Genomic DNA, 17,083 nt, shown 5'->3' on the forward strand with positions numbered 1-17,083 from the left:
GCGCTCACGTGAGTTTCGCGGTCTGTGGGGATGTCGTGAAGGGCCCATCGGAAGCGCTGAAGGAGCCGCCCACTCATCCTCGCGACCCAGCCGGCGGCCCCTTCGAACAGTCCACGATGTCCGGTTCGAATCACCAGGAGCCCCACCGGTAGGAGGCCTTCACGGAACGATCAGCAGGAGACGCCGGTGCGCCCGTTCTCCACCCGCGCGGTCAGCGTCCGCAGGAACGACGGATCCCCGTCCGCGGTGACCTTCACGTCGTACCAACCACCCGAAACCGGCCAGTCCACCGTGACCGAACGCCCGGCACCGACCCGCACGACGCGCGTGAGCCGCGAGGACGAAAGCCGCAGCGTCAGCGCCGAAGTGCCCGAGTTGGACAGCTTGAACTCGACACCCGAACGCCACGTCAGGAATCGCGTCCGGACATCGACACCCGCGGCGGCCCCGCGACGGTTCCCTCGCAGTTCCCACCACGACCGGTTCGGTCCCTGGACGACGACGCGGTACTCGTCACCGGCCAGGCGCACGAGTTCCGGCGCCTCGCCGCGGACGTCGCGGTGCGCGGGCTCGGCGAATTCGCCCTTGTACGGGTACAGCGCGAAATGCGCCGACGAGGAGCCGCTGTTGGCCAGCGAAAGCGCCAGGTTCCCCGACTTGTCCACCGAACCGGACACCGACACCTGGTACGGCAGCGGACGGGACGGCCGGTTGCCGGGCTCGGCCACGGGCAGGCTCTGCTCCGCCGGGGCGGACGGCCGCCACCGGCTGATCGGCGCGGGCACCGGGCCTGGCCGGTTCACGCGCGGCTGACGTCCGGCGCGCGAGAAGTCGAAGGCGCCGGTGAGGTCGCCCGCGACGGTCCGCCGCCACTTGCTGATGTTCGGCTCGCCGATCCCGGTCCAGCGCTCGAGGAACCGCAGCACCGAGGTGTGGTCGTACACGGTGGAGTCGACGTTGCCGCCGATCGACCACGGCGAGACGACCGTCATCGGCACGCGCGGCCCGAAGCCGAGCGGCTGGCCGTTGAAATGGTCCGCGTCGTTGGCCGCGTTCCCCGGCGGCATCGGCGGCGGGACGTGGTCGAAGTAGCCGTCGTTCTCGTCGAAATTGATCAGCAGCACCGTTTTCGACCACGTTTCGCGGTCGGACGCCAGCGCGTCGAGCACGCGGTAGATCAGGTTCGCGCTGCCGACCGGGGTGGACGCGCCGGGGTGCTCGGAGTCCTTCGCGGACGGCACCAGCCAGCTGACCGCGGGCAGGCGCCGCGCCTGGATGTCCGCCTTCAGCCGGGTCACCAGTGTCTCCGGCTCGCTGCGGTACATGGCCTTCTGGAACAGGTTCCGCTCGGCCGGCGTCAGCTTCGCGACCCCGGCATCGAACTGCGCCAGCAGTTTCGCGCGCTCTTCGGGGGTCTTCTTCGGCAGCGCGTCGTAGAACTCCTCGGTGGTGCGGAACTTCCCCTCGACCGAAGCGAGGATCTTCGTGCCGACCTTTTTGAACGGCAAGAAATACTCGACGGCGTTGTCGGTGAAGTTGTCCCACTCCTGGTAGATCTGCCACGGCACCCCGGCGGCCTCGAGGCGCTCCGGGTAGGTCGTCCAGTCGTAGCCCTTGTGGTCGTAGGAGTACGCCGCGTTCGTCACCGCGCGGTTGGTCGTGCTGCCCGGTTCGAAACCCGTGGTCCCGGTCCAGAGGAAGTTCCGGTTCGGGTTGGTCGAGCCGAAGATCGAGCAGTGGTAGGCGTCGCAGATGGTGAACGTGTCCGCGAGTTCGTACTGCAGCGCGATGTCACGGCGCTCGTAGTAGGTCATGGTGGCGGGCGTCTTCGCCGCGATCCAGCCGTTGTTCCAGCCGCGCGCCCACGCCTTGCCGCTGCCGTTCCAGCTGTGGTCGAGGTCGCCGAGGTACTGGATGTCGTCCGCTTTCCGCCCGGCGAGTTCGGCCGCCTTGCGCACCGAAAACGGCAGCACCGTCCCACCGGCGGGATTCGGCTGCTCGAACACCGATTTCCCCGACGGCAGTTCGAGTGGGTGGGCGTCGGAGAAGCCCCGGACGCCGCGCAGGCTGCCGTAGTAGTGGTCGAACGACCGGTTCTCCTGCATCAGCACGATCACGTGCTCGATGGCGTCGAGTCCGCCGCGCCGCATGGGTTCGGCCATGGCGGCGTGCACGGACGGCGGGAGCAGGGTGGTGGCGGCCGCGGCGCCGGTGGCGCCCAGCATCGTACGGCGAGACAGTTCAGGCATGCCGGAACCTTGACCCAGTAACATGAACGTCACAAGAACCGAACCGGTCGACTCGGAGTCGGCAGCCGGAGTGGTCCGCCCGTACGATCCCTGGATGGCCGTGATTCCCGAGCATCACGACGAAAACGGCGGTGGGGGAGAACCCGCGAAGCCGGTGTCCGCCGAGCCCGGTGCCCGTCGCCGCGTCGTCCGCCGGATCGCGATCGGTGCCGGCGCCGCCGCCGGCTACGGAGTCCTCCTTCTGGTCGCGCTCTCCGGCGTACCGGACCTGCCCACCGCGCTGGGCCCCAGGCCGGTACCCGGGCCACAGGCGACGTCCCAGCCGCCCGCGACGACCCCGCCTACGACAGTGCCCCCCACGACACCGCCGTCCACGACAACGCCGGACGGGCCTCGAACGGCTTCGCCGCCGGAATCGTGGGGAGCGCTCGAGCCGGCCCGCGAAACCGCGCCCTCGAGCGCCAGGCCTGCTCCGGTCCGGACCACGACCGCGCCCGGCCCGCCTGACACAGGGGCCCCCTCCGCCTCTTCGCCGCCGGACAGCGAGCGCCGCAACAGCCGCGCGCTTGACCCGCCCGGGCACGCGAGGACCACGCCGCCCAAGAGCGGGCGCTGACGTCCGGTTCTCCCCGGTTCGTCGTGAGGTCACTGCGCTGAGTGACCGTCCGGCGGGGTGACACCGCCGAACGGCTGGCGGGGCGGTAACCTCACGGGCACCAAAGACCGCAGACCCTTGAGGAGGGCCCGTGTCGGCAGGGCAGATCGCCGCGCTGATCGCCGCAGGAGCATTCGTCGTACTCGTCGTGCTGCTGGCGATCGTGCTGTTCAAGCTCGGCCGGACCCTGGACGAGGCCACGATCGCCATCCGCAAGGCGCACGAGAACACCGACCCGTTGCTGATCGGCGCGAACGAGACGATCACGCACGTCAACACGCAGCTGGAGCGGGTCGACGGCATCACCGCGAACGCGCAGGCCGTCAGCGGCAACGTGTCCGCGCTGTCGTCGGTGTTCACCGCGACGCTCGGCGGACCGCTGGTGAAGACGGCCGCCTTGTCCTACGGCCTCAGCAAGGCCATCAAGGCCCGCCGTAAGAAAGCGGAAGCCAAGGCGGCCCGCCCGGCGAAGAAGCGGGGCCGCAAATGAAGCGCCTGTTCTGGCTCGGCGTCGGCGTGGTCGCCGGCGTCGCCCTGTCACGCAAAGCGACCGAAACCGCTCGCCAGGCCACGCCGGCGGGGTTAGCCTCGAACCTGGGCGACGCCGTGCGGGAACTCGCGGGCGCCGTTGGTTCGTTCGGCGCGGAGGTCCGCGCCGGGATGAGCGAACGGGAACAGGAGCTGCACGACATGGTGTCCGAACGCACCGGTTTGAGCACGGCCGCCGACGGCCCTGCGGGCAGGCACGCGGCGTCGCCGCGGCGCCCGGCCCGGCGAGCTCGCCGGGCGGAGGGCTGATCGGGTCGCGTCCGCGACCGGAAAAGACCCAGCCCTCCGCCGTTCCCGCCTGTCCGCATTCCCAGCGCTTTCGCGCGAGCCCGTATACAAGGACGATCCCGTGGAAACACACGAAATCACCCAGCGTTTTCTGAGCCATTTCGAGAACAAGGGACATACGCGCGTCCCGAGCGCGCCGTTGATCCTCGACGACCCGAACCTGCTGTTCGTCAACGCCGGAATGGTCCAGTTCAAGCCGTACTTCCTCGGCGAGGTCCCCCCGCCGTACCCGCGGGCGACCAGCGTCCAGAAATGCGTCCGCACGCCGGACATCGACGAGGTCGGCAAGACCACGCGGCACAACACGTTCTTCCAGATGGCCGGGAACTTCTCCTTCGGCGACTACTTCAAGGAAGGCGCCATCGAGGCGGCCTGGGAGCTGATCACCAAGCCCCAGAGCGAAGGCGGCTACGGCCTCGACCCGGCGCGCATCTGGGCGACGGTCTACGAGGACGACGCCGAGGCGGCGGGACTTTGGAAGAAGCTCACCGGCCTTCCCGGCGAGCGCATCCAGTCCCGTGACGGCAAGGACAACTACTGGGACATGGGAGTGCCCGGTCCCGGTGGCCCCTGCTCGGAGATCTACTACGACCGCGGCCCGGACTACGGCCGCGAGGGTGGCCCGGTCGCCGACGAGGACCGCTACATCGAGATCTGGAACCTCGTCTTCATGCAGGACGTGCGGGGCGACAAGAGCCCGAAGCACGGCCACAAGCCGATCGGTGAGCTGCCGAAGAAGAACATCGACACCGGCATGGGTGTCGAGCGGGTCGCGACGATCCTGCAGGGGGTCGAGAACGTCTACGAGACCGACCTCGTCCGCCCGGTGATCGGCCGCGCCGAGGAGTTCTCCGGCCGCCGCTACGGCTCCGACCACACCGACGACGTCCGTTTCCGCGTCATCGCCGACCACGCCCGCACCGGCGTCCTGCTCATCGGCGACGGCGTCACCCCCGGCAACGACGGCCGCGGTTACGTGCTGCGCCGCCTGCTGCGCCGCATCATCCGTTCCGCGCGCCTGCTCGGCGTGCACGAGCCGGTGCTGCCCGCCTTCGCGGCGGTCGTCCGCGACACGATGGGCCCGACGTACCCCGAGCTGGTCTCCGGTTTCGACCGCATCGATGACGTCGTGCGCGTCGAGGAGGAGGCGTTCCTCTCGACGCTCACCAGCGGTTCGCGCATCTTCGACATGGCGGCCGAGGAGACCAAGCGCGAGGGTGGCTCGCTGCTGGCCGGCGACAAGGCGTTCCAGCTGCACGACACCTACGGCTTCCCGATCGACCTGACCCTGGAGATGGCGTCGGAGCAGGGCCTGACCGTCGACGAAGACGGCTTCCGCACGCTCATGAACGAGCAGCGGCAGCGCGCGAAGGCCGACGCGGCGTCGCGCAAGACCGGCCACGGTGACCTGTCCGAGTACCGCAAGGTGCTCGAACAGCACGGCGAGACCCAATTCCTCGGTTACACCGACCTGCAGGCCGAGGCGAAGGTCGTCGCACTGCTCGAAGGCGGCGTGCCGGTGCGCAGCGTCGGTACGGGCAAGAAGGCGGAGCTGGTCCTGGACCGCACGCCGTTCTACGCCGAGAGCGGTGGCCAGGTCGCCGACACCGGCGTGCTGCTCGGCGACGGCGTCGAGCTCAAGGTCCACGACGTGCAGAAGATCGTGCCGGGCCTGTTCGTGCACCGTGTCGAGGTGCTCGACGGCGAGGTCGGCATCGGCACCGCGCTGACCGGTTCGGTCGACCAGCACCGCCGCCTGTCGATCGAGCGGTCGCACTCCGCGACACACCTGGTCCACGCGGCCGTGCGCGGTGCGTACGGCAAGCGCGCGGCGCAGGCCGGTTCGCTGAACTCGCCGGGCCGGATGCGCTTCGACTTCACCACCTCCGGCGGCGTCTCGGCCGACGTGCTGACCGAGGTCGAGGAGGAGGTCAACGACTACCTCCAGACCAACGTCGAGGTGAACACCTTCGTCACCACGAAGGACAAGGCACTCGAACTGGGCGCGGTCGCGCTGTTCGGCGAGAAGTACGGCAACGACGTCCGCGTCGTCGACATGGGCGAGTACTCCCGCGAACTCTGCGGTGGCACCCACGTCGACCGCATCGGCCAGCTCGGCCTGGTGAAACTTGTCGGCGACTCGTCCATCGGTTCCGGCGTGCACCGCGTCGAGGCGCTGGTCGGCACGGACGCGCTCAAGTACGTCCGCAAGGAGCAGCTGCTCGTCTCGCAGCTCGCGAGTACCTTCAAGGTGCCGTCGGAGCAGCTGCCGTCGCGGATCGACGACGTGCTCACCCGGCTCAAGAACGCCGAGAAGGAGATCGAGCAGCTGCGCACCCAGCAGGTGCTCGGCTCGGCGGGCTCGCTCGCCGACAAGGCCGAGGACATCGGCGGCGTCGCGGTCGTGGCGGAGAAGCTCGGCGAGGGCGTCGACTCGAACGGTCTGCGCGCGCTGGCCTCCGACATCCGCGGCAGGCTCGGCAACCGTCCCGGCATCGTCGCGCTGTTCGCCCCGCAGGGCGAGAAGGTCGCCTTCGTCGTCGCCACCACCAAGGCGGCGCAGGAGAAGGGGATCGCGGCGGGCAAGCTCGTCCCGTCGTTCGCCGAGGCGATCGGCGGCCGCGGCGGCGGCAAGCCGGATATGGCGCAAGGCGGGGGTACCAACCCGGCCGGGGCCGAACAGGCCATCGCCTCACTGCGCGCGGCGGTCGCCCAAGTTGGCTGACGACGCCGTTGGGCGGCGCCCGGATCGGCCAGGGGAGTCCGATCCGGGGCGCGGCAGGCGGCTCGGAGTGGATGTCGGATCCGTCCGGGTCGGGGTCGCGCTCAGCGATCCCGACCCCATCCTCGCGAGCCCGCTCGTTACCCTCACTCGCGACGCGGCGGGCGACAAGGACGTCGACCAGCTCGTCGGACTCGTCACGGAACACGACGTCGTCGAAGTCGTCGTGGGCCTGCCGAGGACGCTCAAGGACCGTCACGGCCCGGCGGCCGAAGCGGCGCTCGACTACGCCGAAAAGGTCGCCGCCAGGATCGCCCCGGTGCCGGTGCGACTGGCCGACGAGCGGTTGACCACGGTGACGGCATCCAGGATGCTGTCGCAGCGTGGGGTGAAGGGACGTAAGCAACGTGCCGTCGTCGATCAGGCGGCCGCGGTCGAGATCCTGCAGGCGTGGATCGACGCGGTAGCGGCACATCGCGCACGGAAGGGCGATACATGACCGAGCCCCACGGCCGGCCCGAGCGCCGTCAGGGCGGTAGGCGACGATTGCGGGAGCCTGAGGAGGCCATCCAGCCGCCGGCCCCGCCCCGGCGAAGGCCCGAACCCCAGCCGACGGGACGACGGCACATCCGGCAGGAACCTCCCGAGGCGCCGCCCGTGCGGCGTCCGGTGGAGGAACCGCCGCGTGCCCGCCGGTCTCCCGAAGAGCCACCGCAGCGTGTCCGGCGTGCGGCCGAGGAACCGCCGCCCGCGGCGCAACGGCCGGCCCCGCCGAGGCGGGCCCCGGAACCCGCGGCTCCGCCGCCTCCCGCACCGTCGCGGCGGTCCCCCCAGCCGGGTGACCGGAGTCTTGGCATGCCCGCCTACGCCCAGGACGAGCCGCCCCGCCCCGGCCGCCGCAGGCGCCGCGAGGACGACGGCCCGCTCCCGGACGAGCGGCCGACCGACATCCTCCCCGCGATCCAGGACGCGCCCCTTGCCCGGCGCCCCGGCGCTGCACCCTCTTCGCCGCCTCAAGGCAGCGAAGAGGAATACAACGAGATCTTCGGCGACGACGCGTACGACGACTATGACGAGTACGACGACTACGAGGATTACGACGACTTCGAAGACGACGACCGTGCCGAGCCGGAACGCATCGAGGACGAGCGCCCGGAACGTCAGGGACCGCCGCCCAAGAAGCGGAAGAAGAAACGCGCGGTGGGCTGGATCGCCGCGCTGACCGTGCTCGTCCTGCTCGCCGGTGGCGCCTACTACGGCTTCACGCAGATCTTCGGTTACGACGACTACGAAGGCACCGGCGAGACCGACGTCCTCGTCCAGGTGGAGAAGGGCGACTCGACCTCTGCTATCGGCAACCGGTTGCAGGCGGCAGGGGTGGTCGCCAGCGGCAAGGCGTTCGTGAAGGCGGGCGAGGACAACACCGCCGTCTCGCGGCTCCAGCAGGGCTACTACGTCATGAAGACGAAGATGTCCGGTGCCAGCGCGGTCGAGAAGATGATCGCCCCCGCGTCGAAGGTCGGCCAGGTCGAAATCCGGCCGTACACCCAGTTCCACGACATCACCCAGCCAGACGGCAAGGTGACCCCGGGTGTGTATTCGTTGCTGTCCAAGGCTTCCTGCGCCGACCTGAACGGCAAGAGCACCTGCGTCCCGGTCGAGGAACTGCGGAAGACGATCGAGACCGCGGATCTGGCGAAGCTGGGTGTCCCGTCCTGGGCCATCGACTCCGCCGCGAAGGCGGAGCACAAGGACCGGCGGCTCGAAGGGCTGATCGCCCCGGGCATCTTCAACGTCAAACCCGGCTGGACGGCCGAGGAACTGCTCACCGACGTCGTGAAGACCTCGGCGAAGCGCATCCTCGACGCAGGACTGAGCGATCAGTCCAAGGGCGAGGGCAAGACGCCGTACGAGACGCTCATCATCGCGTCGATCATCGAACGCGAGGCGGTGAAGGCCGACTTCGGGAAGATCTCGCGGGTCATCTACAACCGGCTCGACGAGAAGATGCGGCTCGAAATGGACTCGACGGTCAACTACGTCCTGGACCGGCCGACTCTGCTCACGAAACCCGAGGAACGGGAAAAAGCGGGCGCGTACAACACCTACAAGTCCGTCGGCCTGACCCCGACACCGATCGCGGTGCCCAGCGCGGAAGCGATCCAGGCCGCGCTCAAGCCGGTCGCGGGAGACTGGATCTTCTTCGTCAAGTGCGAGAAGAACGGGCTCTCCTGCTTCGCGGTGACGTTCGAGGACCACAGGAAGAACCGAGATGACGCGGTGAGGCGAGGTGTCATCTAGTCGCAAGGCCGCGATCCTGGGAAAGCCGGTCGAGCACTCGCTTTCGCCCGTGCTGCATGGCGCCGCCTTCCGCGCGCTGGGCCTGGACGGCTGGACCTACGAGCGGGTCGAGATGGACGGGCCCGGGCTACCCGCGTTCGTCGACGGTCTCGGCCCGGAGTGGACCGGGTTTTCGGTGACCATGCCGGGGAAACGGGCCGCACTGGAGTTCGCCGACGAGGTCACGCCGCGGGCGGCGGCGGTCGGCGCGGCGAACACGCTGGTGCGCCGGGAAACCGGCTGGCTGGCAGACACCACCGATGTCGACGGGGTCACCGAGGCGCTGCGGATCGCGGGGGAGTACTCGCCTGGCGAGAACGACGCGGCCGTCGTCCTCGGCGCGGGCGGCACCGCCGCGGCGGCGGTCGTCGGGCTCGCGTCGCTCGGCGTGCGGACGGTGCGGCTCGTCGTGCGGGATCCCGCACGGGCCACGGAAACGGTCGAGGCGGCGCGGCGGGCGGGGCTCGACGCCGAAGTGCTCCGCTGGGCCGACGCCGACTTCGGGAAGCTCGCGGCCGACTCGGCGGTACTGGTGAACACCGTGCCCCCGGACGCGCTCCGCCCGCATCTGGCGGAGCTGGCCCGGATCGGCTGCGTCCTCGACGTCATCTACCACCCTTGGCCGACCGCGCTCGCCGAAGCCGTCGCCGACCAGGGCGGGCGGCTCGCGACCGGACTGGACATGTTGCTGCACCAGGCTTTCGGACAGTCCGAGTACTTCACCGGGCAGCCGGCGCCGCGTGCGGCGATGCGGGACGCTCTTCGGGAAGCGACCGGCGGGATCTTTTCGTTGCCGGTCTCCTGACAAGTTCGCCGAGGTTCGATAATCTGGCCGACTGCCTTGAGAGAGGAACAAGGGGTCGATGCCTAAACCCGATCGAGACGATTACACCGAAGAAGACATCAACAACGCCTGGGTCGAGCAGGCTCCGGTACTGAATTCCACCGTCACGCTGGCCGAATACGACCCGGGGTGGCCCGCCTTGTTCGACCGGGAAGCCAAGCGCATCAGGGGGATCCTGGGGGAACGCGCGCTGGTACTGGAGCACGTCGGCTCCACGTCGGTGCCGGGACTCTGCGCGAAACCGATCATCGACATCATGCTGATCGTCGCCGATTCGGACGACGAGGACGCCTACGTGCCGCAGTTGGAGGCGGCGGGCTACAAGCTCGTCATCCGCGAGCCGGAGTGGGAGAAGCACCGCAGTTTCAAAGGTCCGGACACCAACATCAACCTGCACGTCTACTCGCCGGACAACGGCCAGACCGAGCGGTACCGGCTCTTCCGCGAGCGCCTGATCGCACACGAGGACGAGCGGAAGCTCTACGAGGTCAAGAAACGCGAGCTGGCGTCGCGCACCTGGAAGTACATCCAGCACTACGCCGACGCCAAGACCGAGGTGATCGACGAGATCATCGAGCGGGCGCGCGCCGCCCGGCTCGAGGCACTTTCTTCCGCCGAGAGCGCGGGGACACAGTACGACGGGTTCGCCCGGCTCTACGCGGCGCACGCCGAAACCAGCAGCACCAACGCCCATTACGACCGTCCCGCCATCGTCGAGCTGGCCGGGGACGTGGCGGGCAAACGGGTGCTGGACGTCGGCAGCGCGGCGGGTCACCTCAGCGCGTTGCTCGCCGCGAAGGGCGCGGACGTCCTCGGCGTCGACGCCAGCGCCGGCATGGTCGCCGTCGCCAGGGAGAAGTTCGGGGACGACGCGAAGTTCGAGACGGCCGACGTCTCGCGGCCGATGTCCTTTCTGGACGACGGCTCGATCGACGTCATCACGGCGTCCTTGGTGCTGCACTACTTGAAGGAGTGGGCACCGGCGCTGGCGGAGTTCCGGCGGGTGCTCAAACCGGGTGGGCTCCTGGTGTTCTCTGTGCACCATCCCGGCGAGGACTGGCGCTGGTTCGAGAAGCAGAACTACTTTCAGCTCGAACTGCTGGAGGACGAGTTCCCGGCCGGCCAGAAGGTCCGGTTCTACCGGCGGCCGCTGAGCTGGACTTTCGGTGCCGTGCGGGACGCCGGGTTCGCGGTCGACCGGCTGGTCGAGCCGATGCCGGACGAGGCGATCGCCGAATCGGACCCGCGGTGGTATGCGAAGCTGCGGACCCAGCCGCGGTTCCTCTACTTCCGGACCGTCCGGGAGTCCTGACCCGCCCGCAATTAGTCACCTACTTGCGACCAGTGGGCTTCCCAGAAGTCTGTGAAGGAGTCCTTGAGGGACCCAGGGTCCCTCAAGGAGGCCTTCACGGAATCGTGCCGGCCGGCGAACCCCGCAAGTAGGTGACTAGTCGCGTGGGGGAGCGGGATCGTCCCGCTTCGAAAGGTCCCGGATCAGCGAAACGATCTCGCGGCTGACCGGCCGCAGCACCCGCAGCCGCGAAAGCCCCACCAGCCGTGCGATCAACGGGACCGTCCGTTCCACCAGCACCCGGCTGCGTTTCTGGCCGGGGGAGCGGTCGTGGACCCAGAACAGCACCACACCCATCTGGTGCAGCCACAGCAGGTCCGGCAGGTCGTCGCGCAGGTCCGGGTCGAGTTTCACGTCGGAGTCGGCGATGACGTCGCGCATCAGGCCGATCGAGGCGTCCCGCGCGGGTGAAGACTCCTCACTGAACGGGCTCAGAGGCGAGTCCGGGTCGGCGGCGTTGACGAAGAACTGGGTGCCGAAGCGGTGGTACGGCTCGGCGACGTCGAGCCAGGTGAGCAGGACGGTCTTGAGTCGCGCGCTGAAGTCCCGCTCACCTTCGATCGCCTCCCGCGCCGTCGTCAGGTGCACCCTGGCGATCTCGTCGTAGAAGCCTTGGATCAGCTGGTCTTTCGAGGCGAAGTAGTAGTAGGCGTTCCCGACCGACACACCCGCTTCGGCGGCGATGGCCCGCATGGTCGTGCGGTCGTAGCCGTTCTCGGCGAACAACCGTAACGCGGTCGCCACGATCAGTGACCTGGTTTCCTCACTCTTCGCCACGACTGCACGTTATCCGGTCAGGGCGCGGGGTGCGGAGCGGGCGCCGGGTAGCCGGGGTAAGGCGGCGGCGGCACGGGCCGTGCGGCCGTGTGGTTGAGGTGCTTGCGCCGGATGCCGTTGAACACCAGCACGTTCCCGACGTGCATCACGCCGAGTACGAGCGCCACGGTGCCGACCTTGACCGACAGCATCTCGAAGACGTCGCGCGCGTCGAGGACGGTGTCGTCGCTGGTCAGGAACAGGGTCACGAAACCGAGGCTGACCAGGTAGAACCCGACGACGAGCAGTTGGTTGACCGAATGGGCCAGCGCTTGTTTGTCCTGGAAGACGTCTTCCAGGAACGTCTTGCCGTGCCTGCTCAGCGTGCGGGCGACCAGGACGGTCAGCGGGACGGTGATGGCCAGGTAGAGGGCGTAGGCCGCGACTACGGGTTGCATGGGGACCTCCTTTTGAACGTGTTCAAGAAGTACCGTAGCCCAGATTTTGAACGCGTTCAAGAGGCGCTGTTCACCTGAAGCTCACCCGTGCGGCCGCGTCGAGTGCGTAAGGTCGCACCGACTGTCGCCCTCAAAACGGGGAGTTCAAGACCGTGAAACGCATCGCCGCCGTGCTCACCTCGGGCGCCTTGCTGGCCGGGACGCTGCTGGCCGCCACACCGGCGGAAGCCACCGCCGGGCACAACGTCCGCTTCGCGACGTACAACGCTTCGCTCAACCGTGGCGCCGCCGGTCAGCTGGTGACCGACCTGTCGCAGCCGGGCAACGCCCAGGCGGGCGAGGTCGCCGAGGTGATCCAGCGCAACCGGCCCGACGTGCTGCTGATCAACGAGTTCGACTACGTGCCCGGTAACCGCGCCGCCGATCTGTTCCGCGAGAACTACCTCGAGCGCGGTCAGAACGGGGCCGCGCCGATCGACTACCCGTACGCCTTCACCGCGCCGTCGAACACCGGCGTCTCGACCGGCTTCGACCTCGACCGCAACGGCCAGGTCGGCGGCGGCAACGACGCGCACGGCTTCGGCCTCTTCGAGGGCCAGTACGGCATGCTCGTGCTGTCCAAGTACCCGATCGACACCAAGAGCGTGCGGACGTTCCAGAAGTTCCGCTGGAAGGACATGCCGGGCGCGCTGCTCCCGGACGATCCGGCCACCCCGGCGCCGGGCGATTGGTATTCGCCGCAGGCGCTCGACGTGCTGCGCCTGTCGTCGAAGTCCCACTGGGACGTTCCGGTCCGCGTCGGCCGCTCGACCGTCCACTTCCTGACCGCGCACCCGACGCCGCCCACCTTCGACGGCCCCGAAGACCGCAATGGCACCCGCAACAACGACGAGATCCGCTTCTGGGCGGACTACGTGACCCCGGGCAAGGGCCGCTACATCCACGACGACAACGGTCGCCGCGGCGGGCTCGCCGCGCACGAGAAGTTCGTGATCGCCGGTGATCACAACTCCGACCCGCTCGACGGCGACAGCGTCCCGGGCGCGATCTCGCGCCTGCTGAACGCGCCGCGCGTCATCGAGACCCGGCCGGGCAGCGAAGGCGGCGTGCGCGCCGCCCAAGATCAGGCAGGCGCCAACATCGGTCAGAAGGGCGACCCCTTCTTCGACACCGGCGACTTCAACGACAACGCGCCGGGGAACCTGCGGATCGACTACGTCCTGCCGTCGAAGGGCCTGATCCCCTGGCGTGCCGAGGTCTTCTGGCCGCTGCCCGACTCGCCGCTGGCCCGGCTCAACGACGCTTCGGACCACCACCTGGTCCGGGTCGACGTGTTCGTCCCTCGCTGGTGACGTTCAGCCGGCGCCGAGCCGGTCGGTGCCCGGGCCGGTGAGCGTGGTGAGGCCGGTGCTTCGGCCGCTCACGGCCAGGAGCAGGTCGACGAGCGGGCCCCGGACCTCTTCGGTGCCCGCTCCGCCGGACCATTCGGCGTCGGTGGCGATCAGTTTGAGGTCCTTGCAGCGCTTCTTGGCACCCCAGAACGGGCTGACCAGCAGGTGCTCCAGGGCCGCGATCGCCGGCTTCTCCGGCATGGGCCGGTCGATGCCGAGCGGGCGGGCGACGTCCTGGCCGTGGATGAGGACGTCGGCGAGTTCGTCGACTGGTTTGGCGCCGGGCGGGCGGCGCGCCGATCCGGCGTCCTCGCGGATCTGGGCGACGAGTTCGGCCGGGGTGAACCGCGCGGCATAGGCGACGGCCTGGTCGACGTTCATCCGGTCCCACTTCCCCTTGGCCTTCACGAGGCCGACCAGGGTGTCCTTGAGCCGGTTCCTGGTGGTCTGCGCGAGATGGCCCGCCATCGCGTGAACCGTCCACTCCGTACACAGCGTTTTCGCCGACCAGTCCTGCTCGGCGAGACCCTCCAGCAGATCCGCGAAGCTCAGCCGTTCGGTCTCGGTCCAGGCTAAGACTTCGCCGTCGTCCATCCCGCTCCTCTGCTCGGAGATACACCTCGTCGCCATGGAACCACAGGCCTCGCCGTTCGGGTTCTTCGAAAGAGCTGAACTAGCCTGAGGGTATGAAGATCGCGATTCTCGACGACTACCAGGAAGTGGCGCTCGGCTTCGGCGACTGGGGCTCCCTCGGCGCCGAGATCGAGGTGTTCACGAAGCCGTTCGCGGACCCCGCCGAGGTGGTGGGCCGCCTCCGGGACTTCGACGTCGTGGTCGCGATGCGCGAGCGCACCCGCTTCCCCGCCGAGGTCCTCGACCGGCTGCCCGCGCTCAAGCTGCTGGTGAGCACCGGCCACCGCAACGCCGCGATCGACGTGGCCGCCGCCCGGCGCAACGGCGTGGTCGTCTCCTCCACCGGGTACATCGCGGCTCCGGCGGCCGAGCACACCTGGGCGCTGATCCTCGCCGCCGCCCGGAACGTGCCGGTGGAGTCCGCGAACATGCGCGAGGGCGGCTGGCAGACCACCGTCGGCACGATCCTGTCCGGCAAGACCCTCGGGCTGCTCGGGCTCGGCAGGCTCGGCGCCGGGGCGGCCAAGATCGGCCAGGCGTTCGGCATGGAGACCATCGCCTGGAGCCAGAACCTGACCAAGGAGAAGGCCGATCCCCACGGCGTGACGGTGGTGTCGAAGGAAGAACTGTTCGCCCGTGCGGACGTCCTGTCGGTCCATCTGGTGCTCAGCGACCGCAGCCGCGGGCTGGTCGGCGCGCCCGCGATGGCCGCGATGAAGCCGACGGCGATACTGGTCAACACCTCGCGCGGCCCGATCGTGGACGAGGTCGCGCTGGTGGACGCATTGCGCCGCAAGGAGATCGCGGTCGCCGCGCTGGATGTCTACGACGTCGAGCCGTTGCCGGTGGAGCATCCGCTGCGGACGCTGGACAACGTCGTGCTCACCCCTCACATCGGCTACGTCACCCGGGAGGCCTACGAGATCTTCTACCGCGACGCGGTCGAGGACATCGCGGCCTTCCAGGCGGGTTCGCCGATTCGCGTCATGGAGTGAGGTCGCGGGCGTGAGTGTTTTGGGTCGTCGGAACGGACCCTCTTGGATACCCTGCGCGTGGCCGTGAGGTACTGGGGAAGTGTGAAGGGCCGGCCGCTACCCGGCTCACCCCCAGCAGGTATCTAAAGCACCCTTGCCAGAACGACCAAATCACTCACGACCCAGCTCGGCCAGCACAGCGTCGGTGTAGGGCGGCCACACCTCGGCCGCCCACGGGCCGAAGGCGCGGTCGGTGAGCGCGACGCAGGCGGCGCCGGCGTCGGGATCGACCCAGAGGAACGTGCCGGACTGCCCGAAGTGGCCGAAGGTCTGCGGCGAGCTCGACGACCCGGTCCAATGTGGACTCTTGTGGTCGCGGATCTCGAAGCCGAGGCCCCAGTCGTTCGGCTTCTGGTGGCCGAAGCCGGGCAGGACACCGGAAAGCCCCGGGAAGACCACGGAAGTCGCCTCGCGCACCGTTTCGGCGGCGATGAGCTTCGGTGCCTGCAGTTCGGCGGCGAACGAGATCAGATCGTCCACAGTGGACTCGGCGCCCGAAGCGGGGGAGCCGCTCAGCTTGGTCGCCTTCATGCCCAGCGGCTGGAAAAGCGCCTCCGCCTGATAGTCGGCGAAGGGGATGCCCGAGTGCTCGGTGAGCGCGTCGGCGAGCTGTTCGAACCCGGCGTTGGAGTACAGGCGCCGGTTGCCCGGCGCGGCCATCTGCTTGTGCTCGTTGAAGGCCAGCCCCGAGGTGTGCGCGAGCAGATGCCGGATCGTGGAGCCCTCCGGTCCGGCGGGGGTGTCGAGTTCGACGACGCCCTCTTCGATGGCGATCAGCGCGGCATAGGCGGTGAGCGGCTTGGTCACCGACGCCAGCTTGTACACCTTCGTCGTATCGCCGTGCGTGCCCAGCACGTCACCGGCGGCGGTCACCACGGCCGTGGCGGCGTTGTCCACCGGCCACTGTTCGATCTCGCGCACGCTGTCCATGCCCAACACCTTACAACGTCTTGGAATACGAATTTTCGCAGACTGATAGCTACGTCAACCGCGGCAGTGCCCGTCCTTAGAAGCGCTTTCCGTATTGGATGGATGGCTAATTCGCTGTGCGCTCGTGGCGAATGTGCGTCTACTGCGAAGCGTTTACCCGTTTGGTGGATACTTCACGGAGTCATGATCGATATGGTCTAGACCGCAGGGGAGGTTAAGCGGGGACTATTTCGGCACGGGGCTCGCGGTATTGTCGTCGAATATCCTTGGTCGATGTGGCATGGTGTCAATTCGAAATAATCATTCGAAACTCTCCGGTGCTCCGGAGCTGCTTCGATTCAGGTCATGACCGGTTGGCTCGGGCCTTGTCCTGCTTCTGGAAACCTGCACCATCATGGGTTGATGATTCTGGAAAGGTGCGCCGAATGTTGAATTCGCAGCATGTGAACTTCCTGGATGGTATCGAGGAAGAGCTGAGCTCGCCGAAGTTCGGCGGGTCCTCTGGTCGATCCTTGCGTGAGGCGAGTCGGCTGGGCGTTGTCGCGACCACTCTTCTCGCGGGTGCTTCTTTGCTGGCAATGTTGCCGGGAACGGCATCTGCTGAATCGAGGGAAGCGATCTCGCCGGTCACGGTGATGGCGTGTTCCACGCCGGATCCGATCCCGCAGTTCCAGTCGAAGTGGTGCAATTTTATGAACTATGTGTTCAATTATCTGTACAACTACTCGCCTAACGGAATCGTGCGTTGTTACGTCTTCGATGTGACCATTTATCACATTCCTTGTGGAGGAACGGCTCGTCCTGGAAATACGGAAGCATGTGCTTAGTCGTTATCGGCTGATCAGAATTTCACGGTCCTTGTAGAGTCGTCGGCGGTGTCGCC

General features: G+C 68.2%; 16 protein-coding genes. 11 read left to right on the forward strand and 5 right to left on the reverse strand.

The features are described from left to right. Positions 1-170: 170 nt before the first annotated feature. A complete protein-coding gene (locus DL990_RS10875) occupies positions 171-2,249 on the reverse strand; it encodes a phosphocholine-specific phospholipase C (RefSeq protein WP_125798596.1) in 2,079 nt (692 codons plus the stop codon). Between the two features lie 94 nt (positions 2,250-2,343). On the opposite strand from DL990_RS10875, the gene DL990_RS42290 reads away from it, so the two are divergent. From DL990_RS42290 to DL990_RS10915, 8 genes are all read left to right on the forward strand, one after another. Next, positions 2,344-2,865, forward strand: coding sequence for a hypothetical protein (locus DL990_RS42290; protein WP_125798597.1), 522 nt, complete (start codon positions 2,344-2,346; stop codon positions 2,863-2,865). A 130-nt stretch (positions 2,866-2,995) separates the two neighbouring features. After that, a complete protein-coding gene (locus DL990_RS10885) occupies positions 2,996-3,394 on the forward strand; it encodes a DUF948 domain-containing protein (RefSeq protein WP_005157207.1) in 399 nt (132 codons plus the stop codon). Then, on the forward strand, positions 3,391-3,702 hold the full coding sequence (locus DL990_RS10890; RefSeq protein ID WP_037305987.1) for a hypothetical protein: 312 nt from the start codon (positions 3,391-3,393) through the stop codon (positions 3,700-3,702). Before DL990_RS10885 ends, DL990_RS10890 begins: the two co-directional genes overlap by 4 nt. Before the next feature lie 100 nt (positions 3,703-3,802). Continuing rightward, positions 3,803-6,466 (forward strand): alanine--tRNA ligase, encoded by a 2,664-nt coding sequence (gene alaS, locus DL990_RS10895; protein ID WP_125787984.1) that lies wholly within the window; start codon positions 3,803-3,805, stop codon positions 6,464-6,466. After that, entirely contained in the window at positions 6,459-6,962 is a 504-nt protein-coding gene (gene ruvX, locus DL990_RS10900; RefSeq protein ID WP_125787983.1) for a Holliday junction resolvase RuvX, read from the forward strand. The genes alaS and ruvX overlap by 8 nt, the downstream gene beginning before the upstream one ends. Before the next feature lie 356 nt (positions 6,963-7,318). Further along, positions 7,319-8,764 carry an endolytic transglycosylase MltG gene (mltG, locus tag DL990_RS10905; RefSeq protein WP_125798598.1) on the forward strand — a complete coding sequence of 482 codons (1,446 nt, stop codon included), beginning with the start codon at positions 7,319-7,321 and terminating at the stop codon, positions 8,762-8,764. Further along, positions 8,754-9,608, forward strand: coding sequence for a shikimate dehydrogenase (locus DL990_RS10910; protein WP_125798599.1), 855 nt, complete (start codon positions 8,754-8,756; stop codon positions 9,606-9,608). Before mltG ends, DL990_RS10910 begins: the two co-directional genes overlap by 11 nt. 58 nt (positions 9,609-9,666) lie before the next feature. Further along, positions 9,667-10,959 carry a GrpB family protein gene (locus tag DL990_RS10915; RefSeq protein WP_125798600.1) on the forward strand — a complete coding sequence of 431 codons (1,293 nt, stop codon included), beginning with the start codon at positions 9,667-9,669 and terminating at the stop codon, positions 10,957-10,959. 135 nt (positions 10,960-11,094) lie between these two features. Here DL990_RS10915 and DL990_RS10920 read toward each other — a convergent pair whose 3' ends face one another. Together DL990_RS10920 and DL990_RS10925 are read right to left on the reverse strand one after the other, a co-directional pair. After that, a complete protein-coding gene (locus DL990_RS10920) occupies positions 11,095-11,775 on the reverse strand; it encodes a TetR/AcrR family transcriptional regulator (RefSeq protein WP_125798601.1) in 681 nt (226 codons plus the stop codon). A 17-nt stretch (positions 11,776-11,792) separates the two neighbouring features. After that, a complete protein-coding gene (locus DL990_RS10925; protein ID WP_125798602.1) occupies positions 11,793-12,212 on the reverse strand; it encodes a hypothetical protein in 420 nt (139 codons plus the stop codon). 152 nt (positions 12,213-12,364) lie between these two features. Between DL990_RS10925 and DL990_RS10930 the strand changes: the two genes are divergently transcribed. Continuing rightward, positions 12,365-13,564: an endonuclease/exonuclease/phosphatase family protein gene (locus tag DL990_RS10930; protein WP_125798603.1), complete on the forward strand. Its 1,200-nt coding sequence runs from the start codon at positions 12,365-12,367 to the stop codon at positions 13,562-13,564. Positions 13,565-13,567: 3 nt separating this feature from the next. Here DL990_RS10930 and DL990_RS10935 read toward each other — a convergent pair whose 3' ends face one another. Then, positions 13,568-14,197: a maleylpyruvate isomerase family mycothiol-dependent enzyme gene (locus DL990_RS10935; RefSeq protein WP_125798604.1), complete on the reverse strand. Its 630-nt coding sequence runs from the start codon at positions 14,195-14,197 to the stop codon at positions 13,568-13,570. 92 nt (positions 14,198-14,289) lie between these two features. Here DL990_RS10935 and DL990_RS10940 point away from each other — a divergent pair, with 92 nt between their 5' ends. Further along, positions 14,290-15,231 carry a D-2-hydroxyacid dehydrogenase family protein gene (locus DL990_RS10940; protein WP_125798605.1) on the forward strand — a complete coding sequence of 314 codons (942 nt, stop codon included), beginning with the start codon at positions 14,290-14,292 and terminating at the stop codon, positions 15,229-15,231. Between the two features lie 150 nt (positions 15,232-15,381). Here the strand turns inward: DL990_RS10940 and DL990_RS10945 are convergent, their stop codons facing one another. After that, entirely contained in the window at positions 15,382-16,200 is an 819-nt protein-coding gene (locus tag DL990_RS10945) for a serine hydrolase (RefSeq protein WP_125798606.1), read from the reverse strand. 425 nt (positions 16,201-16,625) lie between these two features. On the opposite strand from DL990_RS10945, the gene DL990_RS10950 reads away from it, so the two are divergent. Continuing rightward, positions 16,626-17,027, forward strand: coding sequence for a hypothetical protein (locus DL990_RS10950; protein WP_125798607.1), 402 nt, complete (start codon positions 16,626-16,628; stop codon positions 17,025-17,027). Positions 17,028-17,083: the final 56 nt, after the last annotated feature.

It is taken from the genome of Amycolatopsis sp. WAC 01416 (assembly GCF_003947485.1).
GTDB lineage: Bacteria > Actinomycetota > Actinomycetes > Mycobacteriales > Pseudonocardiaceae > Amycolatopsis.